Here is a 23,949-nt window from a genome sequence, read left to right as displayed (position 1 = left end):
TATATCGTTATAGTATCGCGATATGATGAATTTGATGATGCGCCGGGCATTCTCCCGGCACGGGCACGGCCGGGGCGGCCGGCCCTGGGGTCCGCCGGGCGGCGGCCCGTGGGGCGGCGGCTGGGGACCGGGCTGGGGCGGCCGGCAGCGGCGCGGCGACGTGAAGTACCTGGTCCTCGAGATGCTCGCGGAAGGCCCGAAGCACGGCTACGAGATCATCCGCTGGATCGAAGAACGTCGCGGTGTCCGCCCGAGCGCGGGCTCCGTGTACCCCACCCTCCAACTGCTCGAAGACGGCAGCTACGTGACCTCCGAGCAGATCGAAGGCAAGCGCGTCTACACGATCACCGAGAGCGGTCGCGAGCTGCTGACGAACCGCGCGAGCGAAGGCGCAGACCCCGACGACGGCGACGGCGAACCCGACCCGCGCCACCGGCTCAAGGAAGCCGCGTTCAAACTCGGCGCGGCGGTGATGAGCGCGCGCGGGGCCGACGACGCGACGCTCGACAGGATCCGCGCGGTCGTCGACAGGGCGCGCAAAGAGATCTACGCGATCCTCGCCGCCGACGAAGGCTAGCGCAGCAGCGAACGCAGCGCGTCCGGCAACCGCGCCGGTCGCAGCGTCGTGCGGTCGAGTGCGGCCAGCGTGAGCGCGCCGTCCGCGAGCCGCGTTCCGTCGCCGCGATCGATCGGGAACGCGAAGCGCAGCGACGATCCGCCGAGTGCGACTAGATCGGCTCGGCACACGAGGTCGTCACCGAGCCGTGCCGGCACGCGATAGTCGACCTCAACCCGCACGCGCGCGATCCACACGCCGAACTCCTCGGCGATCCGCGCGTACGGAAAGCCGAGCGTACGGAAAAACTCGTCTTCCGCCGCTTCCATGAAGCGCAGATACGCGCCGTAGTAGACGACGCTCATCATGTCGACGTCGCGCCAGCGCACGCGCTCGCGCACGTCGGGACCGCGGCGCAGCGCATCCGCGCTCATCGGCGCGCGTAGGCGGCGATCGCACCTTGCGCGTAGCGCGCGACCGGATCGATCTCGAGGTTGACGCGGTCGCCGGCGCCTTTCGTGCCGAGCGTCGTGCGCCGCGCCGTCTCGGGGATGAGCGCGATCGTGAACGCATCCTGCGTCGTCGACGCGACGGTCAGACTCACGCCGTCGACCGCAACGTAGCCCTTCTCCACGATGTACGCGGCGAGCGCGCCGGGCAACGCAACGTGCAGGCGATAGCCTTGCCCTTCCGTTTCCTTCGCGAGAATCTGCGCGTTGCCGTCGACGTGACCGTAGACGAGATGGCCGCCGAGCCGGTCGCCCAGCCGCAGCGACAGTTCGAGGTTGACGCGATCGCCGGGCCGCAGCGCGTCGAACCCGGTGCGGTCGACGGTTTCGGGGACGACGTCGAAGCGCATCGTGCGCTCGTCGAACCCGACGACGGTGAGGCACACGCCGTTGATCGCGATCGAATCGCCGAGCGCGACCCCGTCGGCGATCGCGCTGGGCGATTCGACGACGAGCGTGAGCCCGTCATCGCGCGTTCCGGTGACCGAGACGACGCGGCCGTCGTGAACGATCAGGCCGGAGAACATGCGGTCAGGTCGGCGGAGAGCAGCATATCGTCGCCGAGCCGTTCGATGCGATCGAACCGCCACCCGTCGCGCCCCGCGAGGTCGGCGCCCGCCAGCACGGGGACCGCGGTCTCGCCGCGCAGGAACGTCGGCGCGATCAGCCAGACGATGCGCTGTACAAGACCGCCGGCGAGCAGACGCCCCGCGAGCGTCGGGCCGCCTTCGCACAAGACGCTCGATACCTCGCGTTCGCGCAGCGCCCGGAGCGCCGCGGTGAGATCGATCGTTCGATCGCCGTCGCCGCCGACGAAGACGAGGTCGGCACGCTCGGCGAGCGGCGCGAACTCCGCGCGCGCGCCGGCCGGTGCGAGCACGATCGTGCGGGCGTACGCATCTTGCGGCGCATCGGGCGGCGTCGCAAGGACCGCGGCCGACGACGGAATCGGCGCCGTCTCGCACAGCACGACGCGGGCGTAGGGTTTGCGGCGCGTGATATGCGGGCGAACGGTGAGCTGCGGATCGTCGACGCGGATCGTCCCGGCGCCGACCATGACCGCGTCGTGCTCGGCGCGCAGTTCGCGCACCCGCTCGCGCGCGGCCGGACCGGTGAGCCACTGCTGCGTCCCGGGCCGCGACGCGACGCAGCCGTCGAGCGACATCGCCATCTTCAGCGTCACGTACGGACGGTCGTGCACGATCGTCCACGCGAAGCGCTCGATCAGCGCGAGCGCTTCCGGCGTGTCGTACACGACGGTGTCGATGCCGGAATCGCGCAGACGCTGCACGCCGCCCGCCGCCGTGTGCGGGTTGGGATCGAGCGCGCCGATCGCGACGCGAGCGATCCCGGCCGCGATCAGCGCCTCGGCGCAGGGCGGCGTGCGGCCGTGGTGGCTGCACGGCTCGAGCGAGACGTACGCGGTGGCGCCGCGCACGTCGTTGCCGCGCGCCTGTGCGTCGCGCAGCGCCTCGACTTCGGCATGCGCCTCGCCGCGGCGGCGATGCCCGCCCTCACCGAGCGTCACGCCGTCGCGGACGATCACGCAGCCGACGGGCGGATTCGGCGCCGCGTCGGCGATCGTGCGCGCGGCCAGTTCGCACGCGCGCGCCAGGTACGTCGCTGCCGGGCTTACGGCTCGACCTTGACGCCCTTCCAGAACGAGACGTAGCCCTCGATGTTCTTCGCCGCGTCTTTTGCTTGCGGGTAGTACCACGCCGCGTCCCGGTTCTGCTGTCCGTTCGCTTCGACGGTGTAGTAGCTCGCCGTCCCCTTCCACGGGCAGACCGAATGCGTCGGCGAGGGCGTGAAGTATTGCGTGTTGATGGCGTCGGGCGGGAAGTAGTGGTTGCCCTCGACGACTTCGGTGCGGTCGCTCTCGGCGAGGACGGCGCCGTTCCAGGTGGCTTTCATTGCGTCGGTATCGACCCGCGCGCGGCGGCGGAGGTTCCGCCGGCCCGCGCCAGCACGACGAGGCGCCGCACCCCGACGCCGGCGCGGCGCAGCGCCTCGATCGCGTCGCGGGCAGTCGCGCCGGTGGTGCAGACGTCGTCGAAGAGCGTCACCGCCCGCGGCCGCGGCGCGTCGTCGCGCACCGCGAAGCGCCCGGTCGCCGCGCGCCGCTCGCGGCGGTCACGCCCGGCCTGCGGAGCGCCGCGTTTCACCAGCAGCTCCTGGACGCCGATCCCGCGGCGCGCCGCGACCCGCCGCGCGATCGTGACGCTCTGATCGAAGCCGCGTTCCGCCGCGCGGCGGCGCGTCGTCGGCAGCGGAACCAGCGGCGCGTCGAGCTGCGCGCGGTCGAGGAGCGCGACGAACGCGTCGAGCGGATCGCGCAGGCCGTGCTTCATCGCCACGATCGCGTCGCGGAGCGGCCCGTCGTATGCGCCCAGCGCGAACCCCGGGACGCTGTCGATCGCGAACGCGATCGCCTCGCGCGGCGACGGTGCGCACGACGCGCACAGCCCCGGACCGGGCGCGTCGCAAGCGACGCAGGCGGAAGGAAAGAGCCAACGGCGAGCACGATCGAGCACGCCCGTCGTTCACGCCGAGCGCGGCGAACGGCTAGCGCGAAACGGCTTCCGGCTCGTTCGCGACGATCGCGCCGTCGAGGCGCGCGCCGTCCGCGACCGCGTAGCGTTCGCCGACGATCGCGTCACGCAGGACGGCGCCCGCTCCGATGCGCGCGCCGTTCCACACGATCGTCCGCTCGACGAGCGCGCCAGCGCCCACGACCGCGTCGTCGCCGACCACGCTCGGGCCGACGATCCGCGCGCCGGCACCGATCCGCACGCGTTCGCCGACGCGCACCGCGCCGGCGATTTCCGCGTCGCGCTCGACCTGCGCGCTGGGCGGAACGCCGGTTGCGCGCTCGCCGGTAATCCGCACCGCGCCGGTGAGGACGTCGGCGTTCGCGCGCCGGTACTCCTCGGGCGTGCCGACGTCGCGCCAGTACGCGCCGTGCAACTGCATCCCGTAGAACGGCAGACCGTCGGCGAGGAGTTCGGGGAAGACCTGCTTGCCGAAATCGTAGAACGTCTTGGCCGGAATGCGATCGAAGATCGCCGGCTCGAAGACGTAGATCCCGGTGTTCGCGAGCTTCGACTGCTCGGTGCCCTTCGGCGGCTTCTCCTGGAAGCCGGTGATGCGGCCGTCGCGATCGAGCAGGACGACGCCGTACTGATCGACGTCCTCGACTTCGAGCAGCCCGATCGTCGCGAGCGCCTTGCGCTCCTTGTGAAAGCGCACCAGCCCGCCGATGTCGGCGTTGGTCAGGTCGTCGCAGCCGACGACAACGAACGTCTCGTCGAACCAGCCCTCCATCTGCTTGAGGCCGCCGGCGCTTCCGGTGAGTTCGGGTTCGCGCAGGTAGTGCAGCGCGACGCCGAAGCCGCTGCCGTCACCGAACGCCGCCTCGACCTTCTCAGCGAGGTAGAACACGTTGATCGCGACCTCGTCGTAGCCGTGCGACGACAGCCAGCGCATCACGTGGCCGCTGATCGGCTCGCCGGCGACGGGAACGATCGGCTTGGGAACTTCTTTGGTGAGCGGGTAGAGCCGCGTGCTCATCCCGCCGGCGAGGATCATCGCGCGCATACGTTACCCGACGGTGGTGCGCTCACTCCGACTGTCCTTTCCTGCGCAAGGCGAGTGCTTCGCGCGACGCGGCGACGGCGAACCGCGGCAGCGCGAGCTGCCGCCGCCAGCGGCGCGGCTGCGTCACCAGCCGGTATGCCCACTCGAGGCCAGCACGCTGCACCAGCGCCGGCGCACGCTGGACGTTCCCCGCGTAGACGTCGAACGAACCGCCGACGCCGATCCCTGCGCTGCAGCCCGTCTCGGCGAGATGGCGAACGAGCCAGTACTCCTGCTTGGGCGAGCCCAGACCGGCGAGCAGCACGTTTGCGCCGCTCGCGCGGATCTCGGCGGCGACCCGCGCGCTCTCGTCCTCGGTGAAGAATCCGTCGCGCAGGCCGGAGACGGTGACGCCGTTATACTGGCGGCGCAGCGAGGCTGCGGCGCGCCGCGCCGTATCGGCGGCGCCGCCGAGCAGAAAGAGCCGCAGGTCGCCGCGCGCCGCGGACCGCGCGGCGAGCGCGCCGACGAGCTCGACGCCGGTGACCCGTTCGCGCAAGGGGCCGCCGCGAGCGCGCGATGCGAGCAGCAAGCCGATCGTGTCGCAGGTGACGAGCGCCGCGTTGTTGATGATGCGCCGGAACTGCGCGTCGCGCTGCGCCGCCATCACCATCTCGACGCCGAGCGTCACCACGATGCCGGGTTCGTCTCCGTGCGCGAGCTCGGCAATCCGCTCGACGGCCGCGTCGCGGCCGACCGCGTCGACGCGGCAACCTAAGATCATCGCCGAGGTCACGTCGTGTTATGCTTCCCGCAGGCTCGAGGCGCGCTGCGCCGGTCGATAGGGCGCGATCAGCGGTTCGAGCGTCGCTGTGAGCGCGTCGGGCATCGGGCTGAGCGGCGAACGGCACGCGCCGACGGTGAACCCGTACGTCGACATCGCCCACTTCACCGGGATCGGGTTGCTGACCGCGAACAGCCCCGCGACCAGCGGCGCGAGGTCTTGGTGGATCCGCGCCGCCGTATCGGCATCGCCGCCGTCGAACGCGTCGGCGAGCGCGCGCAGTTCGGCCGACGCGAGATGTCCCGCGACGGAGATCAAACCGTGTCCGCCGACGGCGAGCGACGGGAGAAACATGTAGTCGTCGCCGCACCAGAACGTGACGTCTTCGCGCGTGCGTTCGCGCAGGATCGCGGTGAACTGGTTCACGTCGCCGGTCGACTCTTTGATCCCGGCGATGTTCGGATGGCGGCGCGTGAGTTCCGAAAAGGTGGCGGGGAGCATGTTCGCCGCGGTACGACCCGGGATGTTGTAGATCACGACCGGCAACGACGTCGCCTCGGCAATTGCGCCGAAGTGCGCGAGCATCCCCTCCTGCGTCGGCTTGACATAGGCGGGAACGGTCGCGAGGATCGCGTCGATCCCGGTCCGTTCGGCGCGCTTGGTCAGCGCGATCGATTGGCGCGTGCTGATCCCGGTGGTGCCGGCGATCACCGTCCCCGTCGTCCCGAGCGCCGCTTTGACGGCGCCGAAGAGCGCGAGCTTCTCGTCGTCGTCGAGCATATTGCCTTCGCCGGTCGAACCGGCGGCGACGACGCCGTCGTTCCCGCGCGCGACGAGGAACTGCGCAATCCGTCCGGCTTCGGCGAGATCGACCTCACCGTTGGCGTCGTACGGCGTGATCATCGCCGTGAGGATTCGGCCGAGCGTTCTCATCGTGCCACCGCTCCTTGGCCCAAGCCGAACGCGTCGTGCAGCGCCTGTTCCGCCTGCACGGCCTGATCGGCCGGGACGAGTATCGAGATCGTGATGTTGGAGTCCGTCGAGTGGATGATGTCGACGCCGGCGTCGGTGATCGTGCGGACGACGCGGTACATGACGCCCGACGTGCCGCGCATCCCGGCGCCGACGATCGAGATCTTCGCGCAGTGCGGCCGCATCCGCAGCGCGAGGTTCAGGTCGCTGAGCGCGGGGCGGATCGCGTCGGCCGCTTCGTCGTCGCAGATGAAGAACACGCCCGCATCGTTGACGTTGATCATGTCGATCGAGATCCCGCGTTCGGCGATCCGCGCGAGGACGTCGCGGTCGACGTCGGCGCGATCGAGGTCGTCGGTGAGCCCCTGGATGATCCGGCAGAACGTGACGTCCGGGATCACCGCGAGCCCGGTGACGGGGCGGTCGGGATCGACCGGCGCGCCGTCGTCGACGGTCGTGCCGACGTTGCTGCGCAGGCCCTTCACCGCGTACGGGGTCGCGGTGGCGTGCGCGAGTTCGGCCGCTTTGTGGTGCATCACCTTCGCCCCGTTCCCGGCCAGTTCGACCATCTCGCGCTGCGTGACGCGGTCGAGTGCGTGCGCGCCGGCGACGCGGCGCGGATCGGCGGTCATCACGCCGGAGACGTCGGTGTAGATCTCGACCGACGACGCGCCGAGCGCATCGCCCAGCGCGACCGCGGTGAGATCGCTCCCGCCGCGCCCGAGCGTCGTGATCGCGCCGTCGCGCGTCCCGCCTTGAAAGCCGGTGACGACCGGGATCACGTCGCGCGCGAGCAGTGCGCGGATCGCGCCCGGATCGACCTGCACGATCTCGGCGTCGCCGAAGCGTTCGTCGGTGACGATCCCGGCCTGCATCCCGGTCATCGCCTGGGCGGGGAAGCCCAGCGCGGTGAGGAGCTCGGCGAAGACGGCGCACGAGATCGTCTCGCCGCAGGCGATCAGCAGATCGCGATTCGGTCCGCCGCGGACCGGACCGAGCAGTGACGCCAGCGAGTCGGTGGCGTAGGGCTCGGGCGCGCGTCCCATCGCGCTGCAGACGACGACCGGCTTCTCACCGCGCCGCACCGAGTCGAGGACGCGCGACGCCGCGATCTCACGCAGCTCCGGCGTCGAGAGCGACGACCCCCCGAACTTGATCACGACGACGTTCATGCGTCCGCTCCGTGGCCGAGGCCGCGGCCGCGCTTCGACAAGCTCAGCGTGACTTCGCCGGTGCGTGACGCAAAGCGTCCCTGCGCGATCAGCAGTTCTAGGATCTGCACGCCGTTGGTCGCGGCGCCTTTGCGGAGCTGGTCGCCCACAACCCACAGCTGGAAGAGCGTGTGCGAGGGATCGTCGGGTTCGGGGCGGAGGCGCGCGACGTGCACGAGGTCGGTGTCTTCGACGTCGCGCGGTGTTACGATCCCGCGCTCGTGCAGCACGACACCGGGCGCACCGCGCAGCGCGCTCTGCAGTTCCTCGACCGACGTCGCGCGCGCCGTCTCGATGAAGACCGCCTCGGAATGCGCCCGCATCACCGGGACGCGCACCGTCGTCGCGGCCATCCGCAGGTCCGGCCGGTCGAGCATCTTGCGCGTCTCGGCCACGACCTTCTGCTCCTCGCCGGTATCGCCGTCGCCGTCGTACGATCCGACCTGCGGGACCACGTTGTGATGGATCGGCGCCGCGAACGTCCCGTTCGGCGTCGCTCCGCGTTCCTCGGCGGCGAGCGCGTCGAGCCCCGCGCGGCCCGCACCGCTCACCGCCTGATAGGTCGCGACGCGCACGCTGCGCAGCCCGACGGCGCGTTCGATCGGCGCGAGCGCGACGGAAAGCACGATCGCGGTGCAGTTCGCAACCGGAAACAGCCGGTGTTCCGGCCCGACCGCATGCGGATTCACCTCGGGGATCACCAGCGGCACGTCGGCTGCGAGCCGGAACGTCGAGGTGTTGTCGATGACGACCGTGCCGTTGTCGACCAGCGCCGTCGCCAGCTCAGCGCTGGCGTCGTCGCTGGAGGCGAAGAACGCGACGTCGGGCCGGTCGGCGAGCAGACGTTCGCGCGTCGCCGCGACGACCGAGACCGTGCGCCCGCGAAACATTAGCCCGTCGGCGCGATCGCGCGACGCGTAGGCGAGCAGTTCGTCGACGGCGATCTCGCGCTCGTCGAGCACGCGCAGGATCGTTCCGCCGACGACGCCGGTCGCGCCGATCAGTCCGAGCTTCATGCGAGGAGCACCGGGTTCACGCGAGCATCCTTTCGACGACGGCGTCGAGACCGACGGTCAAGCCCGGCGGCTGCGTGCGCACGGCGCGCACGGCGGCGACGATCCCCGGTCCGAACGAGTCGCGCGCGAGCGAGTCGTGGCGCAGGGTCAGCGTCTCGCCGATCCCGCCGAAGATCGTCTCCTGATGCGCGACGAGCCCCGGCAGCCGGACGCTGTGAATCGCCGGCAGCGGCGCCCCCGCGTCGTGGATGCGCCGCGCGGTCAGCTTCGCCGTCCCGCTCGGCGCGTCGCGCTTCGTTTCATGGTGGAGTTCGACGATCTCCGCCCGCGGCATCACGCGCGCCGCCTGCGCCGCGAACCGCATCATCAGCGCCGCGCCGAACGAGAAGTTCGGCACGAACATCGCTGCGATCCCGGCGTCGTCGCAGCGGTCGGCGAGGACGAGCAGGTCTTCGTCGGTCCAGCCGGTCGCACCGATCACCGGCGAGATCCCGGAATCGAGCGCGGCACGCGCGACGTCGACGGTCGCCGGATAGACGGTGCAGTCGACGATCACGTCGAGCCCCGCGGCGACGAACGCATCGAGGTCTTCGAAGCCGTGTACGTGCGGCAACGGCGAATCGCCGCGGCGCGTGTACACCGCGGCGAGCGTCATCTCATTCGCCGCTTCGATCGCGGCGCAGGCCACGCGCCCCAGTCTCCCGAGCGCGCCGGCCACCCCGACGCGCATTGCTGACACCGCCGGGCTCTAAACCTTCTCCAGCGGCGCGTATTTGAGCATGACCATCTTTTGTCCGACGTTCGGGAAGTTGATCGTCAGCAGGCCGTCGCCGCCCGCGCCGACGACGTCGACCACGGTGCCCTCGCCCCACTTCGGATGACGGACCTTGTCGCCGGGGTTGAGGTCCATCCCGACGCCGGCGCCGGCGTTCTCGTGGATCGAGACCTCGCGCCAACGGCCGCCGCCCGGACGCGGACCGATGCCGATCCCGCCGATCACTTCGATCGACGGCATCTCTTCGATGAAGCGCGACTTCGGATGCGAGAACGTGTTGCCGAAGAGCGTGCGCCGCGCCGCGAACGAGAGGTAGAGCCGGTCCATCGCACGGGTGACGCCGACGTAGGCGAGACGGCGCTCTTCTTCGAGCTCCGTCATGTCGGTCAGCGCGCGCGTGTGCGGGAAGACGCCCTCTTCGAGCCCGGTGAGGAACACGATCGGGAACTCGAGGCCCTTCGCCGCGTGCATCGTCATCAGGGTGACGAACGACGACTCGGGATCGAGCGTGTCGATGTCGGAGATCAGCGCGATCTGCGAGAGGAAATCGTCGATCGTGTTGCCGGTTTCGGGATTGTTTTCGAACTCGCGAGCGACGCCGACGAGCTCCTGCAGGTTCTCGACCCGCGCGCGGCCTTCGGCCGTTTCATCGGCCTGCAGTTCGCGCAGGTAGCCCGACTCCTCCATCACCGCGACGAGCAGATCGCTGACAGAGAAGGACTGCGCCTTCTCGCGCAGGTCGTTGATCAGTTCAGCGAAGCGCTCGAGTTCGCGCTGCTTCTTCGGCACCGCGCGCTTGAGCAGGTTCGAGTCGAAGACGGCCTGGCCGACCGAGACGCCCGACTGGTTCGCGGCTTCGAGCAGCGACGCCAGCGTCTGCTGGCCGATCGAGCGGCGCGGGACGTTGACGATTCGCCGGAACGCCACCGCGTCGGACGGGTTCACGATGTAGCGGAGGTAGGACAGCATGTCCTTGACCTCGGTGCGCGCGTAGAACCCGACGCCGCCGACGACGCGATACGGAATCCCCTCGGCGAGGAAGCCTTCTTCGAAGTAGCGCGACTGCGCGTTGGTGCGGTAGAGGACGAGGAAATCGCGGTACGCGGCGCCTTCGCGCACGTGCTCCTTGATCTTCTCCATCACGTAACGCACTTCGGCGCGCTCGGACTCGGCCTGGAACGCCGTCAGCGGTTCGCCCGGATCGCGCTTCGTGAAGAGCTTCTTCTGCGAGCGGTTCGGGTTGTTCGCCACGAGCTCGTTGGCCGCGGTGAGGATCGTCTGCGTCGAGCGATAGTTCTCTTCGAGCTTGAAGACGGTCGCGCCCGGAAAGTCTTCTTCGAACCGCAGGATCATGCGGTAGTCGCTGCCGCGCCACGAATAGATCGACTGATCGTCGTCGCCGACGACCGTGATGTTGCCGTGTTCCTTGGCGAGCGTCGCGACGAGGCGATACTGCGCGTAGTTCACGTCTTGGTACTCGTCGACCAGGATGTACTTGAACTTCGTCTGGTAGCGCGCGCGCGCGTCGTCGTCTTCGTCGAGCAGCTTGATCGCGTTGGCGATCAGGTCGTCGAAGTCGAGGCCGTTCGATTCGGCCAGGCGGCGGTCGTACTCGCGATACACGTTGGCGTAGCGCTCGCCGGCGAACGAGGGGTTCTTCTCCTCGTACTGCTCGGGCGACCAGAGGTTGTTCTTCGCCTTGGAGATCTCGGCGAGCGCGGCGCCCGGGGCGATCTGCCGCTCGTCGTAATCGAGATCGGCGATCACCTCGCGGACGATTGCCCGCTGATCGGCGTCGTCCATGATCGCGAAGTTCGGGGCGATCCCGATCTTGCGGCCGTCGCGGCGGAGCATCCGCACGCACATGGCATGGAACGTCCCGACCCAGAGGTCGCGAGCCGGCGCACCAACCATCAGCTCGAGCCGGGCCTTCATCTCTCCGGCCGCCTTGTTGGTAAACGTTACCGCCAGGATCCGGTCGGGGAAGACCTGCTTCTTTTCGAGCAGATACGCGATACGGTGGGTGAGAACGCGCGTCTTTCCGGATCCGGCGCCTGCGAAGATCAGCACCGGGCCGTCGGAGTGTTCGACGGCCGCGCGCTGGACGTCATTGAGGAGTTCGGTCTGCGCCAGCATCACACGATACTTCGCCGCGCGAGGCCGTACGGCCTAGCAGGCGCTGCAGACCCGGAGCCAGGCACCTACCTCGGGACCGTTGGAATGTCCCTTCCCCGGCCCGTAAAGGTTTAGCCGGTCACGATCCGGAGCGTAGCGGGCGACCGCTTCGCGAGCGCGATCGCGCTCATCAGATAGCTCACCGTCGACTCGGCGCCGCGGTTCGGGTTGATCGCTTCGGCGTCGAGCCCGTCGCAGCAGCCGCCGTCGTGCGCGAGCGTGGCACCGTGCGCGTTGGCGCCGAGGTACCATGCGTGGGCGGTCTCGGCGACGTCGAGCCATCCCGCGCCGTCCTGCAGCGCGTGCGCCGCGATCGCGGCGTCGACCATCGCGGCCGCTTCGAGCGGCTGCTGGCCGAAGCGCGCCTTCGTGCCGCCGCGCGGATACCAGCCGGCGTTCCCGACCGGTTCGAAGATCGTCGCACCGAGCGCGTGCGGCGAGGGCACCATCGTGACGCGCGCGTAGAACGCGAGCATCGCGAGACCGGCGGCGCGATAGCGTTCGCTGCGCAGCGCCTCGCCGGCGCGCAGCAGCGCTTCGGGGATGCGCGCATTGTCGTAGGTCATCGTCGGCTCGCACCACTCCCAGTCGGCGGCGCGGTGAAGATCGTACTCGTCGGCGATCGCGGCCGCGGCCGCGTCGATCGCGGCACGCAGCGCGAGTTCGTCGTCAGGATGCGTCGCGAGCGACTGCACGAGACCAAGGATCGCGTACGCGCGCGAGCGGACGTACTCCATCTGCGCGACGCCGTCGAGCGCGCGTCGACGCAGCGAGCCCGCAAGCGCGCGCCACGTGGCGCGGGTGGCATAGCGCTCCGCGTGCCCGAGTCCCCAGATCGCGCGGCCGACGGCGTCCGGCGTGCCGCGGTCGTCCTGCCAGCGCCGGTCGTAGCCCATGAAGTTGTGGAACCAGCCGTCGGGGAGCTGCGCGTCGTGCAGGTACGCGAGGTACGTGCTCACCAGGCGCGCCGCGTCGCGATCGTGCGGATCGCTCGCGGCGGACTCGCAGGCGACGATCAGCGCGCGCCCGACATCGTCGGTGCAGTAGCCGCACGAACGGTTGGGGACGTCGAGGGTGGCGTGCTGGAGGATCCCGACGTCGTCGGTGAGCGCCCGGAGATGATCGAGCGACGGCCAGCGGTGCGCGCGCATCGGTACGGCTCGCGGTGCTACGCGGATGTCGCGAGCGCCGTACGGCGCGTCGCCGGAAGCAGTTCGGTGAAGAGATCGCCGTAGGCGCGCGCGACGGTGGGCCACGTCATCTGCCGGCCGTAGCGGTACGCGCGGCGTTCGGTGCTCTCGCGCAGCGCGGGATCGTCGAGCAGGGCGACGAGCGTCGTCGCGATCGCCGACGCGTCGCGGAACGGGACGAGAAAACCGCGGCCGTGCGCGAGCAGTTCCTGCGCGTAGAGATACGGCGTGGAGACGACGGCTTTGCCGCAACCGATCGCGTACGCGAGCGTCCCGCTGACGATCTGCGTCGGGTTGAGGTACGGCGTGAGATAGATATCCGTCGCGCCCAGGTAGCAGAGCAGTTCGTCGAAGTCGAGATACTTGTCGACGAGGCGTACGTTGTCGGCGAGACCGCTCGCGGCGATCTCCGCTTCGAGTTCGCGGCGGTACGACTCGCCCTCGCGGCGGCGAATCACCGGATGCGTCTGGCCGAGAACGAGATACATCGCTTCGGGATGCGACGCGACGACCGCGGCCATCGCTTCGATCGCGAACTCGAGGCCTTTGCCGCGGTTGATCAAGCCGAAGGTGGAGATGGTCATGCGCCCGTCGAGGCCCAGACGGCGCTTCTCGGCATCGGTCTCGCGGAACGGCACGTCCGGGACGCCGTGCGGCACGACGCGGATCTTCGCCGCGTCGACGCCGTAGCGGTTGATCAGCAGATCGCGGCCGGTCTCCGAGAGGACGACGACGCGCGTGGAACTCGCGCACAAGGCGCGCGCGGTGCGAAGATGCTGCGGGCTCGGGTCGGGCAGGACGGTGTGCAGGGAGGTGATCACCGGCTTGCGGACCGCGTTGATGAGCGCGACGACCCATTCACCGTCGTCGCCGCCGAAGAGCCCGTACTCATGCTGGATGTTCAGCGCGTCGCACGCATCGGCGTTGATGAAGTCCGCGATCTCGTCGTAGGACTCGCGGTCCTGCTGGACGAGGCGAGCAACCACCTGCGAGGGATAGCTGCGATCCTCACCGCCCGGCTCGTCGATAGCGATGACCTTGCTGTGCGTCGCGTAGGCAGCGTCGAAACTGTCGACGACATCCTTCGTAAAGGTCGCAATCCCGCATTCCCGCGGCGGATACGACCCGAGAAAGAGCAGTCGTGGCGCTTGGCTAATCAACGTCGTCCCCTTGTGGAGCCGGCGCTGGCGCAGCGCCGGCGAGACGGATGTTCCACGCACGTGCACACGGCACGTACTACGTGAGAACACGCTCGCTTGTCTCAACAGTTTCGTACCCGAAATCGGGGTTGGGCCAAACGGGCCCCGGCGAGGGCCTTGAGCGCTACCGTTCTACGCCGGCCGGTCTAGTCGACGGCGACGATGCGGGCGTTTTCCTCGACGTGGGTCCCCGGCTCGATGACCGCGTCGTGGCCGATCACCGATCCGTGGGCGATGCGCGCGCCGGCGCCGATCCGGGCGCGGCTCGCGACGATCGCAGCATCAACGCGAGCGCCCGCGTCGACGGTGACCCGGTCCCAGAGCAGCGAGTCGGCGACCACCGCACCGGCTCCAACCGAGCAGCCGTCACCCAGGACCGTGTAGGGGCCGATGACGGCCGACGAATCGACGGCGCAGCCGTTTCCGATGAAGACCGGCGGGCGGATCGCCGTCGTGGGGACGCTTTCGCGGCCGGGGCCGTCGATGTCGGGGGTGAGCCCGAGCGGCATCACCCCGTCGAAGACATTGCGGTGGGCGCCGAGGTACGCTTCCGGCTTCCCGAGATCGATCCAGTAGTCGTCGGTGGTGTAGCCGTAGAGCGGGCGCCCGGCGGCGATCAGCTGCGGGAACGTCTCGCGCTCGATCGAGACGGGGCGGCCGGCGGGGATCGCGTCGAGGACTTCGCGTTCGAGGAGGTAGGTGCCGGCGTTGACCTCGTTGGTCGGGGCCTTGTCGCGCTCGGGTTTTTCGACGAAGGCGGAGATCCGGCCGTCGGGATCGTGGACGACGCAGCCGAAGGCGCTCGGGTCGTCGACGCGGATGAGATGCAGGGTCCCGAGGCCGCCCTTCTCGCGGTGCGCGGCCAGCATCGCCCGCAGGTCGAGGGAGGTGAGAACGTCGCCGTTGAGGACGAAAAACGGTCCGGTGATGAAGTCGGCGACGTTTTTAAGCGCGCCGGCGGTGCCGAGCGGCGTCTCTTCGATTACGTAGCGCACGCGCAGCCCGAGCGACGAGCCGTCGCCGAAGTGCGAGGTGATCGCCTCGGGGAGGTAGCCGGCGGGGAGGATGACGTCCTCGATCCCGGCCTCCTTGAGCCGGCGCAGCGTCCGCTCGAGGAACGGCATGTTCATCACCGGGATCATGGGCTTCGGGGTCTCCAGGGTCAGCGGACGGAGCCGCGTCCCCTCTCCGCCGACGAGGACGACTGCCTGCACGGATTCTCCTGAGGGCTGTGCACGAAACGGCCCGCATCGCGTGCGGCGGCGGGACCGGCCCTACTATCGTAATCTACGGCTTCGCGCCTGCCGAGCAACGGGCGGCTGGAGTGACCGGCAGGTGGCACAGCGCAGGCGTACGCTTGTTCGGTGCGGGTGCGATACGACTGGGCGGAGGTGCAGCGGTTTTACGATGCGGGGAAACGGGTTCGTCTCCTGTCAGAGACGATTCGGATTTTCGCATACGGCTTGGATCAAAGCGGTCCGTCGCGGCGCGCTCACGCTTCGCCCCGCACCCTTCGCGGATCGGCGTCGCAAATACGATTGGTCTGCGATTCAGCGCTACTACGATGAAGGGCACTCCTACCGGGAATGCCGCAAACGCTTCGGGTTCGAGTCAATGTCGTGGTTCAAAGCTCGGCAGCGCGGCGGAATCCGGACACTACCGCTCGCAAAGCCGCTGCACGCATTGCTTGCCGGCGGCAAGAGCCGCCAGAACATCAAACAACGCTTGATCCTAGCTGGTATACTGGAAAATCGGTGTGAGTTCTGCGGCATCTCCGAGTGGAGGGGGAAGCCCCTGAGCATCCAAATCGACCACATCAACGGCGTTCGACACGACAATCGGTTGGAGAATCTCCGGATGCTCTGCCCCAATTGTCATAGTCAAACCGACACGTTCGCTGGATACAATCGAGCGCGGTCCCGGGTCGTCTAATGGTAGGACAGCAGCCTCTGAAGTTGCTTATCGGAGTTCGAGTCTCTGCCCGGGAGCCACGGCCCTATCGTCTAGAGGCCTAGGACGCCGCCCTCTCACGGCGGTAACACGGGTTCGAATCCCGTTGGGGCTACCAAAGGAACCGCGCTACGGCGCGGTTTTTTCCATTATCAGCACTTCTTCGTGGTGACGTGTGCGGGTGAAAGTATCCCGCGGACAAGTGCGAATCTCTGAGGCTCACGCCTCGCCAGGAGACGCACGTGAAGAAATCGCGGTTCACCGAAGGCCAGATCATCGCCGCGCTCAAGGAGTCCGAGGCCGGTGCCAAGACCCCGGACATTTGCCGCAAGCTCGGCATCAGCAGCGGCGGTACCTCTCGCTCGAAGGACTCGGAGCGATCAGCGACAACCAGAACCAGCGGCTCTCAGCCGTGATTACGGGCTGAGAAACGACCCGCGTCGAGAGTTACTCGTACACCACTCCGCGGGGCACGATCCGCGCTCAAGATTGTCGCCTCGGGAAACTTCTAACGCCGGCACAGCGGCGCAAATCAGCAATGGCGGTGCGAGAAGCACTCCAAGTCAGCGAACGTTCCGCGTGCCGGTACGTTGGCGCAAATCGGCGAATGGTTCGCTACGTCCGCATCGTTCGCGACGACGCAGAACTGCTGGCGAAGCTGCACGCGCTCGCCGTTGAGCGCCGTCGGTTTGGATCTCGACGTTTGGCGATCATGTTGCGTCGTGAGGGCGTGGTTGTCGGGATGACGCGATTGCTGCGGGTCTATCGAGCGGCTCATTTGCAGGTCCGCAAACGGGTCAAACGCCGCGTGGCATTTGGCCGGAGAAGTGAAGCCGATGGCATCGGCGCCAAATGAACGTTGGTCGCTGGATTTCGTGCACGACACGTTGCGATCGGGGCGCCGCTTTCGATCGCTCACCATCGTCGACGACTGCAGCCGGGAAAGCCTTGCAATCGAAGTCGATACCTCCCTGTCCGGAGCTCGTGTCACCCGCGTGCTCGACGCAATTGCGGGCGCCCGCGGCTACCCACAGCCCCCCGTGTCAAGATAGAGTGGTACCGGTAGCATAGGGAGTTTTTTGTACAACGTTCGTCGCAGCAGCAGAGCTGTGGATAACGGGGATACTGTGGAAAACATCCGGAACGATGCAAAGCACGCGGGGGCGAGAAAGTCCTGCAACAGATGCAGTCCTCGAACGGAACCGTTTCAACGGAAATCAAGGCAACCAGTTCACCCCAAAAACCTCAGCGACGTCGGTTCTCCGCCGCCGAGAAGCTGCGCATCGTGCGCGAGGCTGATGCGCGTCCAGCCGGCACGATCGGAGCGTTTCTCCGGCGCGAAGGTATTTACTCATCGCAGCTCTATGCCTGGCGAAGGCAGCGCGATCAAGGCGACCTCGATCCAGGTGCGGTGCGCCAACGTGCAAAAGCCAAAATGCAAGCCGACGAGGTTGCGCAGCGGCTCAAAGAACTCGAGCGGGAAAACCGGAAACTCCGTCGCCAGTTGGCGCGCGCCGAGCTCATAAACGATATCCAAAAAAAATTTGCGGGGCTCCTGGGCGTCGATCTGGAGAGCCCCGAGACGAACGAGAACGCAGAATGAGTGCGGCGCTGGAACTTGCCCACGAGATTCCGCAGCGCGCGTTGTGCACTGCAGCGGGCATCAGCCGCTCGACGCTGCGGCGCCGCCTAAACGGCACGCCGGAACGACTTCCGTCCGTGATCTCGCGCCGGCGCTCGAGAAGAGCACTGAGCGAACACGAGCAAGCTGAGGTGCTCGCGGTGCTGCATGGCGAGCGGTTTGCCGATCGCGCGCCGGCGACGATCCACGCGACCTTGCTGGACGAAGGTATCTACCTGTGCTCGGTGAGCACGATGTACCGCCTGCTGCGAGCAAACGCGGAGGTGCGCGAACGTCGCCGTATTGCACGTCATCCGGAGTACCGTAAGCCCGAACTGGTGGCCACCGGTCCGCGTCAAGTTTTCTCGTGGGATATCACGAAGCTGCGCGGCCCGCACCCGGGTGAGTGGTTCTCGCTGCTGGTGATGCTCGACATCTTCAGCCGGTTTGTCGTCGGCTGGATGCTCGTGCATCGGGCCAACGCCGAACTCGCACGGCACTTCATCGCGCAGACGCTGGAACGTGAAGGCATCCAGCCCGGGCACGCGATCGTTCACGCCGATCGCGGCGCGGAGATGACGGCGCAACCCGTGTGCGCCCTGATGGACAAGCTCGGCGTCGTACGTTCGCACAGCCGTCCGCACGTTAGCGACGATAACCCCTTCTCGGAGTCCCAGTTCCGCACGCTGAAGTACCATCCCGAATTCCCCGATCGATTTGGGTCGTTTGAGCACGGGCACGATTTCGTTGGTGAGTTCATGACCTGGTACAACAACGAGCACCGGCACTCCGGAATCGCGATGCTGACGCCGGCAATGGTGCATCACGGCCAGGCGGACCGCGTGCTCGCCGCCAGACACGACGTGATGCTCGCGGCTTACCGCGCCAAAGATCGTGTCCCGGCCCGTGGTGTATGAGAGGGTCGCCCTTGTAGCATAGAGAGCGGCCATCGTGGCTTTCGGCGAAGGTTGTTTTTGCAACAAATAACCGACCGAAAGGGATCCACGATGGCCAAACCCAGTATCGCACTTTCCGAGCTCGTCGAAAAGGGCGGCGACGTCGACTTCGTTCGCGAGATGCTCCAGTACGCCGCGCAGCGGATCATGGAGATCGATGTTGAGGAACTCTGCGGCTTGCCCTACGGCGAGCGCGGCCCCGGCCGACAGAACGCCCGCAACGGCTTCCGCGAGCGCCAATGGGAGACGCGTTCCGGCACGATCGGACTGCGCATCCCCAAGTTGCGCAAAGGTAGCTACTTCCCCGCGTTCCTCGAGCCGCGCCGCACGGCGGAGAAGGCGCTCACCGCCGTCATCCAAGAGGCCTACATCCAGGGCATCTCCACGCGCTCGGTCGACGAGCTCGTCAAGGCGATGGGGATGACAGGCATCTCCAAGAGTCAGGTCTCACGGCTGTGCGAAGAGATCGACGAACGCGTGAACGCATTTCTTACCCGGCCGATCGAAGGCGACTGGCCCTATCTTTGGATCGACGCGACGTACGTGAAGACGCGCTCCGGCGGACGCATCGTCTCGGTCGCCGTGATACTGGCCGTCGGCGTAAACACCGATGGGACACGGGAATTGTTGGGCCTCGCGGTTGGTCCGAGCGAAGCAGAGCCGTTCTGGATCGACTTTCTTCGCAGCTTGAGCCGCCGCGGATTGCGCGGTGTCAAGCTCGTCATTTCCGACTCGCATGTCGGCCTGAAAGCGGCCATCGCGAAAGTATTCAAAGCAACGTGGCAGCGCTGCCGCGTGCATTTTATGCGAAACGCGCTCGCACATGCGGGTAAAGGGCAACGGCAGATGGTCCTCGCGTTGATCAACACGGTATTCGCGCAAGAGACAGCGGAAGCTGCGCACGAGCAATGGCGTATCGTCTCCGAGCAGCTTCGGCAGAAGTTCCCGAAGCTCGCGGCGATGATGGACGACGCCGAGAACGACGTGCTCGCGTACATGGACTTTCCCAAGGCGCACCGCAAGCAGATCGCCTCAACCAATCCGCTCGAACGGGTCAACGCGGAGATCAAGCGGCGCACCGATGTCGTCGGTATCTTCCCGAACGATGCTGCCATCGTACGCCTCGTCGGTGCGCTCCTACTGGAACAGAACGACGAATGGCAACTGCAGCGGCGCTACATGCAACTCGAAGGACTCAGTGCCGTCAGCGATAATCAGCCCGCCAAGCTCTCCGCCGTGATTAACGGCTGAGCGCTACCCTCGCCGAGCCACCGCTCGTACACCACGGCTGGGGACACGATCGCGCCAAACCGGAACGATTCATCGGCGGATCGCCAAAGCGGATCGTGTTACCGCCCGCGGTGTGGATAAATCCGCCCGCTCACGACGGGGTCGCCGTGTAGGCGCTCACAAAAAGCAGATGACTAACAGGACCAAACACCTTGACAGATTCCGCAGACGCTGGTGATGGACAACGGCACAGAACTGACCAGTCTGGCCATGTTGCGATGGGCAGCCGAGCATCGCGTCCGCTTGCATCACATCGCGCCCGGCAAGCCAACTCAGAACGCCTACATCGAGAGCTTCAACGGCCGGTTTCGCGACGAATGCCTGAATGGGCACGAGTTCGTCACCCTCGACGAAGCCCGCGCAAACATCGAAGAATGGCGGCTCGATTACAACGCCCATCGTCCGCATGCAGCCCTCGGAGGCTTGACGCCCGACGAGTTCTGCGCCAACCTAAACCCACCACTTTCGTACTTAGCTGCGGTATAACTCGCGCACACACGTCATCAGCTCGATCGGTCCGCCCGACCACGAGGTCTCGGCAAGATCGGATCGCACAACGGTGAGCAGATCGCGATACTCGTCGTGCAGAGTCACAAAATATTCCTCGAACGATGCCGCTCGCGTGCAGACCGGCGTGTGCCGTCCCGCACGACCACTGCTCGAAGATGTCGCTCCAAACGAAAAAGACGTACACGTGCGCCGGTTTTACCCTAGCCGCGGCACGCGGGTTACGCAACAAGCCCTCGCAGTACGATCTCGTCAACGACCCAAGCCACGGCCCGAACTCGACGAAGGCCCCGTCGCCCGTGAAGATTTCCGCTGCTAACCAGCGGCACAACGCCTGCTCATCGATCGTGGTCGCGCCGACGTATTTCTGGCCGTCTGCCAGCTAAGCGCGGTAGGCGTGCGAAGGCAGCGGCATTACATCGATCTCGCCCATCGTAGCAACGGTCAGCGAGCAGGCACCGCGACGCGCGGTGCGTCCGGTGCTCCGTCGACGTACACCGCCAACGCATCGAGCACGAAGTCGTCGGCCGGCGTCGGCACGCCGCACTCCGCGCCCAATCGGGAAACGACGCCCTGCAGCCACGGTGCCTCGAGCCGGTTCCCGCGCGCGAGGTCCGTCGACATCGACGACGTGAACGCCACGTCGAGCGTATCGCAGAACGCCAGACGATCGGACGCAAACGCCGTGTCGATCCCGACTCCGCGGGCGCGTCCGACTGCCACCGTTTCGCCGAACAGCGCGGCCAGCAGCGCACGCGATCGCGGATTCGCGCGAATCGGCCCGATGGGCTGCCGCACCACCGACGTCGCCCCGCTCAAGCCCACCAGGAACACGAACTTTTCCCACGTCGCGCGCGCGATGTCGGGACTTTCCGCGACGTCGATCTCCGCCCGCCGGCACAGGCCGGCAAATTCCTCGAGACGCGCCGTGCGCGCGCCGTCGAATTCGCCGACGACGAGCTTCGCGAGCGCACCCGTCCGCTTCACGACCCCGGGTTCTACGATAGTCGCGCCGATATAGCACAGTGCGCCGAGCACCCGATCGGCACCGAATGCTTCGCGCAGCGCATCGTCCTTGGCCACCCCGTTCTGCAGCGAGAGCACCGCCGTCCGCGGGGACACCAGCGGCGCGATGCTGCGCAGCGCGCCTTCCGTATCCCACAGCTTTACGGCGACGATTACCAGATCGACGGGGCCGATCGAGCCCGGAGCGTCCGTCGCACGAACCGGCACCGTCCGATCATCGCGATCGCTCAGCATGCGCAAGCCGCGCGCACGCAGCGCCTCGAGGTGCGCGCCGCGCGCGACGAACGTGACGTCGGCGCCGGCCGCTGCTAGCGATCCGCCGAAGTATCCGCCGACGCCGCCGGCGCCGACGATCGCGATCCGCATCGTCAACCGGGCCGCTGCGCTACGCCCGCGCGCGGGCCGGCAATTTCCAATCAGGACGGATGAAGTGACACGTGTATCCCGACGGATACTTTTGGAGGTAGTCCTGGTGTTCCGGCTCCGCTTCCCAGAAGTCGCCCGCGGGCGCGACCTCGGTCACGACCTTCCCCGGCCACAGGCCCGACGCGTCGACGTCGGCGATCGTATCCTCGGCGACGCGCTTCTGCTCGGGGTTCGTGTAAAAGATCGCGGACCGGTAGCTCAAACCGCGATCGTTGCCCTGACGGTTGAGCGTCGACGGATCGTGGATCTGGAAAAAGAACTCCAGCAGCTGCCGGTAGCTGAGCCGGGCCGGGTCGAAGATGATCTCGATCGCCTCGGCGTGCGTGCCGTGATTGCGATACGTCGCGCTGGGGACGTAGCCGCCGGAATAGCCCACGCGCGTGGAGATGACGCCCGGATACCGGCGCACCAGTTCCTGCACGCCCCAGAAGCAGCCCCCGGCGAGAATCGCGCGTTCCGTCGTTGCGTTCGTTGATAGACTCATCGAAATACTGAACCGCAGCGTGCCGTCGAGCGTTGCGGGAGGCTCGGCAGCCCGGCATAACTGCAGGTTAACCTCGATCTCTTAGCCTGTGCTCGAAGCCGTCGCACGTCCGCGACCGGCTTCATCGATGGAGGAGATGAGTCTTTTGCTCGACGTATCGATGCGACGCCGTTCGCACATCATCACCGGGATCGCCGGGATCACCGCGCTGTCGCTGCTCACCGCCTGCGGCGGCGGCCAGTCGTCCGTTCTGCAAGCGCCAGGTGCCGCCGCGGCATCAAACTCCCGCTCCACGCAGAGTGCGAACTCCACGATCCGGCACGTGCTGCTGCTCAGCATCGACGGGATGCACGCCGTCGACCTGCAGCGCTTCGTCTCGTCGCATCCGCAGTCGGCGCTCGCAAGCCTGACGAGCAGCGGCGTGACCTACACGAACGCGCACGCGCCGTATCCTTCGGACTCGTTTCCCGGATTGCTGGCGCTGGTCACCGGCGGCCATCCGCGCTCGACCGGCGTGTACTACGACGACTCCTTCGATCGCGCGCTGTACCCGCCCGGTTCGAACTGCACGAGCACGACCGGACCGGGGACCGAAGTCGTCTACGACGAGTCGATCGATCGCAACGACACCGTGCTCGACGGCGGCGGCTCCATCGATGCCACGAAACTGCCGCTCGCCAAGAACGGCGGCGCCTGCACCGCCGTCTACCCGCACAGCTTCCTGCGCGTCAACACGATCTTCGAAGTGATCAAAGCTGCGGGCGGCCGAACGGCCTGGACCGACAAGCACCTCTCCTACGAGCTCGTCAACGGCCCCTCGGGAACGGGCGTCGATGATCTCTACACACCGGAGATCGCGGCGAACGGCGATTACACCAAGCACTTCGACACCATCCGGACCTACGACGACCTCAAGGTGCTCGCCACGCTCAAGCAGATCGACGGCTACGATCACACCGGCACGCACGTCGTCGGCACGCCGGCGATCTTCGGCATGAACTTTCAGGCAGTGAGCGTCGGCCAGAAGCTGCTTGGCGGCGGCTACCTCGACGCGTCGGCGACGCCGACCGCGAATCTCGAAGCCGAGTTGGAACACACCGATGCGTCGATCGGGAAGATGCTCGCCGAACTGACCGCAAAGGGACTGCGTGACTCGACGCTCGTGATCGTCACCGCGAAGCACGGCCAATCGCCGATCGATCCGCAGCTGCGCGCCGCCGTCGACGACGGCCCGTACGGCACCGCACTCGCCGGCAACCTCGGCAACGGGCGCTATCAAACCGACGACGTCGCCTTGATCTGGCTCCAAGACCAGCGCGCGGCGAACGTGAACAGCGCGCTCGCCAACCTCCGTCCCGTCGCCGCGACCCTGCACTTCGACCAGGGCACCGTCTACGGTCCGTCGTCGCTGCCCGCCGGCTTCGGATCGCCCTCCGACGGCCGCACCCCCGACATCGCGGTCGAACCGAATCACGGGACGATCTACACCAGCGGAACGAAGCGCGCCGAACACGGCGGATTCGCCGACGACGACACGCACGTCGCGCTGCTGATCTCGTTTCCGAGCCAGCAGCCTCACGTCGCGTCGCAGGCGGTGGAAACGACGCAGGTTGCGCCGACCATCCTCCGCTTGCTCGGGATCGAGCGCACCCGGCTGCAGGCCGTCTCGGCCGAAGGCACGCCGGATCTGCCGGAGCTGAACATTTTCAACAGCGTCGCGCACTAA

Annotated in this window: 26 protein-coding genes, 2 tRNA genes and 1 pseudogene; 11 read left to right on the top strand and 18 right to left on the bottom strand. The window is 67.4% G+C overall.

Annotation, left to right across the window (positions count from 1 at the left end; genetic code table 11):
- The first annotated feature begins 22 nt into the window (after window positions 1-22).
- On the top strand, window positions 23-577 hold the full coding sequence (locus tag WPS_RS06085; protein WP_317996953.1) for a PadR family transcriptional regulator: 555 nt from the start codon (window positions 23-25) through the stop codon (window positions 575-577).
- Here the strand turns inward: WPS_RS06085 and WPS_RS06080 are convergent.
- The 15 genes from WPS_RS06080 to WPS_RS06010 form a co-directional block, all read right to left on the bottom strand.
- Window positions 574-990: an acyl-CoA thioesterase gene (locus WPS_RS06080; protein ID WP_317996952.1), complete on the bottom strand. Its 417-nt coding sequence runs from the start codon at window positions 988-990 to the stop codon at window positions 574-576. The two genes, WPS_RS06085 and WPS_RS06080, sit on opposite strands and share 4 nt — an antisense overlap.
- Window positions 987-1,592 carry a riboflavin synthase gene (locus WPS_RS06075; protein WP_317996951.1) on the bottom strand — a complete coding sequence of 202 codons (606 nt, stop codon included), beginning with the start codon at window positions 1,590-1,592 and terminating at the stop codon, window positions 987-989. The genes WPS_RS06080 and WPS_RS06075 overlap by 4 nt, the downstream gene beginning before the upstream one ends.
- Window positions 1,577-2,782, bottom strand: coding sequence for a bifunctional diaminohydroxyphosphoribosylaminopyrimidine deaminase/5-amino-6-(5-phosphoribosylamino)uracil reductase RibD (ribD, locus tag WPS_RS06070; RefSeq protein ID WP_317996950.1), 1,206 nt, complete (start codon window positions 2,780-2,782; stop codon window positions 1,577-1,579). The genes WPS_RS06075 and ribD overlap by 16 nt, the downstream gene beginning before the upstream one ends.
- Entirely contained in the window at window positions 2,698-2,979 is a 282-nt protein-coding gene (locus WPS_RS06065) for a DUF427 domain-containing protein (protein ID WP_317996949.1), read from the bottom strand. Before WPS_RS06065 ends, ribD begins: the two co-directional genes overlap by 85 nt.
- Entirely contained in the window at window positions 2,976-3,599 is a 624-nt protein-coding gene (locus WPS_RS06060) for a ComF family protein (protein ID WP_317996948.1), read from the bottom strand. Before WPS_RS06060 ends, WPS_RS06065 begins: the two co-directional genes overlap by 4 nt.
- Before the next feature lie 31 nt (window positions 3,600-3,630).
- Window positions 3,631-4,653, bottom strand: coding sequence for a nucleotidyltransferase family protein (locus tag WPS_RS06055; RefSeq protein ID WP_317996947.1), 1,023 nt, complete (start codon window positions 4,651-4,653; stop codon window positions 3,631-3,633).
- Window positions 4,654-4,684: 31 nt separating this feature from the next.
- Window positions 4,685-5,425, bottom strand: coding sequence for a WecB/TagA/CpsF family glycosyltransferase (locus tag WPS_RS06050; RefSeq protein ID WP_317996946.1), 741 nt, complete (start codon window positions 5,423-5,425; stop codon window positions 4,685-4,687).
- Window positions 5,426-5,443: 18 nt separating this feature from the next.
- On the bottom strand, window positions 5,444-6,358 hold the full coding sequence (dapA, locus tag WPS_RS06045; RefSeq protein WP_317996945.1) for a 4-hydroxy-tetrahydrodipicolinate synthase: 915 nt from the start codon (window positions 6,356-6,358) through the stop codon (window positions 5,444-5,446).
- Window positions 6,355-7,569, bottom strand: a complete 1,215-nt coding sequence (locus tag WPS_RS06040; RefSeq protein WP_317996944.1) for an aspartate kinase — start codon at window positions 7,567-7,569, stop codon at window positions 6,355-6,357. Before WPS_RS06040 ends, dapA begins: the two co-directional genes overlap by 4 nt.
- Window positions 7,566-8,624, bottom strand: a complete 1,059-nt coding sequence (locus WPS_RS06035) for an aspartate-semialdehyde dehydrogenase (protein WP_317996943.1) — start codon at window positions 8,622-8,624, stop codon at window positions 7,566-7,568. The genes WPS_RS06040 and WPS_RS06035 overlap by 4 nt, the downstream gene beginning before the upstream one ends.
- 16 nt (window positions 8,625-8,640) lie before the next feature.
- Complete coding sequence (locus WPS_RS06030) at window positions 8,641-9,354, bottom strand: 4-hydroxy-tetrahydrodipicolinate reductase (protein ID WP_317996942.1); 714 nt, start codon at window positions 9,352-9,354, stop codon at window positions 8,641-8,643.
- Window positions 9,355-9,372: 18 nt separating this feature from the next.
- Window positions 9,373-11,535 carry a DUF3553 domain-containing protein gene (locus tag WPS_RS06025; RefSeq protein ID WP_317996941.1) on the bottom strand — a complete coding sequence of 721 codons (2,163 nt, stop codon included), beginning with the start codon at window positions 11,533-11,535 and terminating at the stop codon, window positions 9,373-9,375.
- Between the two features lie 110 nt (window positions 11,536-11,645).
- Window positions 11,646-12,725 carry a hypothetical protein gene (locus tag WPS_RS06020; RefSeq protein ID WP_317996940.1) on the bottom strand — a complete coding sequence of 360 codons (1,080 nt, stop codon included), beginning with the start codon at window positions 12,723-12,725 and terminating at the stop codon, window positions 11,646-11,648.
- 17 nt (window positions 12,726-12,742) lie between these two features.
- Window positions 12,743-13,984: a glycosyltransferase family 4 protein gene (locus WPS_RS06015; RefSeq protein ID WP_317996939.1), complete on the bottom strand. Its 1,242-nt coding sequence runs from the start codon at window positions 13,982-13,984 to the stop codon at window positions 12,743-12,745.
- A 125-nt stretch (window positions 13,985-14,109) separates the two neighbouring features.
- Complete coding sequence (locus tag WPS_RS06010) at window positions 14,110-15,177, bottom strand: nucleotidyltransferase family protein (protein ID WP_317996938.1); 1,068 nt, start codon at window positions 15,175-15,177, stop codon at window positions 14,110-14,112.
- On the opposite strand from WPS_RS06010, the gene WPS_RS18115 reads away from it, so the two are divergent.
- From WPS_RS18115 to WPS_RS18110, 4 genes are all read left to right on the top strand, one after another.
- A complete protein-coding gene (locus tag WPS_RS18115; RefSeq protein WP_405054916.1) occupies window positions 15,086-15,895 on the top strand; it encodes an HNH endonuclease signature motif containing protein in 810 nt (269 codons plus the stop codon). The two genes, WPS_RS06010 and WPS_RS18115, sit on opposite strands and share 92 nt — an antisense overlap.
- Window positions 15,881-15,954, top strand: a tRNA-Gln gene (locus tag WPS_RS06005). The genes WPS_RS18115 and WPS_RS06005 overlap by 15 nt, the downstream gene beginning before the upstream one ends.
- Before the next feature lies 1 nt (window position 15,955).
- Window positions 15,956-16,031, top strand: a tRNA-Glu gene (locus WPS_RS06000).
- 124 nt (window positions 16,032-16,155) lie between these two features.
- Window positions 16,156-16,329 (top strand): transposase, encoded by a 174-nt coding sequence (locus WPS_RS18110; RefSeq protein ID WP_405054915.1) that lies wholly within the window; start codon window positions 16,156-16,158, stop codon window positions 16,327-16,329.
- A gap of 116 nt (window positions 16,330-16,445) precedes the next feature.
- Here WPS_RS18110 and WPS_RS05990 read toward each other — a convergent pair whose 3' ends face one another.
- Complete coding sequence (locus WPS_RS05990) at window positions 16,446-16,835, bottom strand: hypothetical protein (RefSeq protein WP_317996937.1); 390 nt, start codon at window positions 16,833-16,835, stop codon at window positions 16,446-16,448.
- On the opposite strand from WPS_RS05990, the gene WPS_RS18105 reads away from it, so the two are divergent.
- The 5 genes and pseudogenes from WPS_RS18105 to WPS_RS05970 form a co-directional block, all read left to right on the top strand.
- Complete coding sequence (locus tag WPS_RS18105) at window positions 16,750-16,965, top strand: DDE-type integrase/transposase/recombinase (RefSeq protein ID WP_405054914.1); 216 nt, start codon at window positions 16,750-16,752, stop codon at window positions 16,963-16,965. The two genes, WPS_RS05990 and WPS_RS18105, sit on opposite strands and share 86 nt — an antisense overlap.
- Window positions 16,966-17,096: 131 nt before the next feature.
- Window positions 17,097-17,516, top strand: a complete 420-nt coding sequence (locus tag WPS_RS05985) for a transposase (RefSeq protein ID WP_317994494.1) — start codon at window positions 17,097-17,099, stop codon at window positions 17,514-17,516.
- Complete coding sequence (locus tag WPS_RS05980) at window positions 17,513-18,451, top strand: IS3 family transposase (RefSeq protein ID WP_317996936.1); 939 nt, start codon at window positions 17,513-17,515, stop codon at window positions 18,449-18,451. The genes WPS_RS05985 and WPS_RS05980 overlap by 4 nt, the downstream gene beginning before the upstream one ends.
- A 90-nt stretch (window positions 18,452-18,541) precedes the next feature.
- Entirely contained in the window at window positions 18,542-19,741 is a 1,200-nt protein-coding gene (locus tag WPS_RS05975) for an IS256 family transposase (RefSeq protein ID WP_317995515.1), read from the top strand.
- 219 nt (window positions 19,742-19,960) lie between these two features.
- Window positions 19,961-20,266 (top strand): annotated as a pseudogene (locus WPS_RS05970) (integrase core domain-containing protein); the annotation flags it as partial.
- 465 nt (window positions 20,267-20,731) lie between these two features.
- Here WPS_RS05970 and WPS_RS05965 read toward each other — a convergent pair.
- Entirely contained in the window at window positions 20,732-21,679 is a 948-nt protein-coding gene (locus tag WPS_RS05965; RefSeq protein WP_317997503.1) for a ketopantoate reductase family protein, read from the bottom strand.
- 19 nt (window positions 21,680-21,698) lie between these two features.
- On the bottom strand, window positions 21,699-22,223 hold the full coding sequence (gene msrA / locus WPS_RS05960) for a peptide-methionine (S)-S-oxide reductase MsrA (RefSeq protein WP_317996935.1): 525 nt from the start codon (window positions 22,221-22,223) through the stop codon (window positions 21,699-21,701).
- A 160-nt stretch (window positions 22,224-22,383) separates the two neighbouring features.
- Between msrA and WPS_RS05955 the strand changes: the two genes are divergently transcribed.
- Complete coding sequence (locus WPS_RS05955; protein WP_317996934.1) at window positions 22,384-23,949, top strand: alkaline phosphatase family protein; 1,566 nt, start codon at window positions 22,384-22,386, stop codon at window positions 23,947-23,949.

This window comes from Vulcanimicrobium alpinum (assembly GCF_027923555.1).
GTDB lineage: Bacteria > Vulcanimicrobiota > Vulcanimicrobiia > Vulcanimicrobiales > Vulcanimicrobiaceae > Vulcanimicrobium > Vulcanimicrobium alpinum.
The sequence above is the reverse complement of the archived record's forward strand: the minus strand, read 5'-3'. Positions and strand labels throughout refer to the sequence as shown.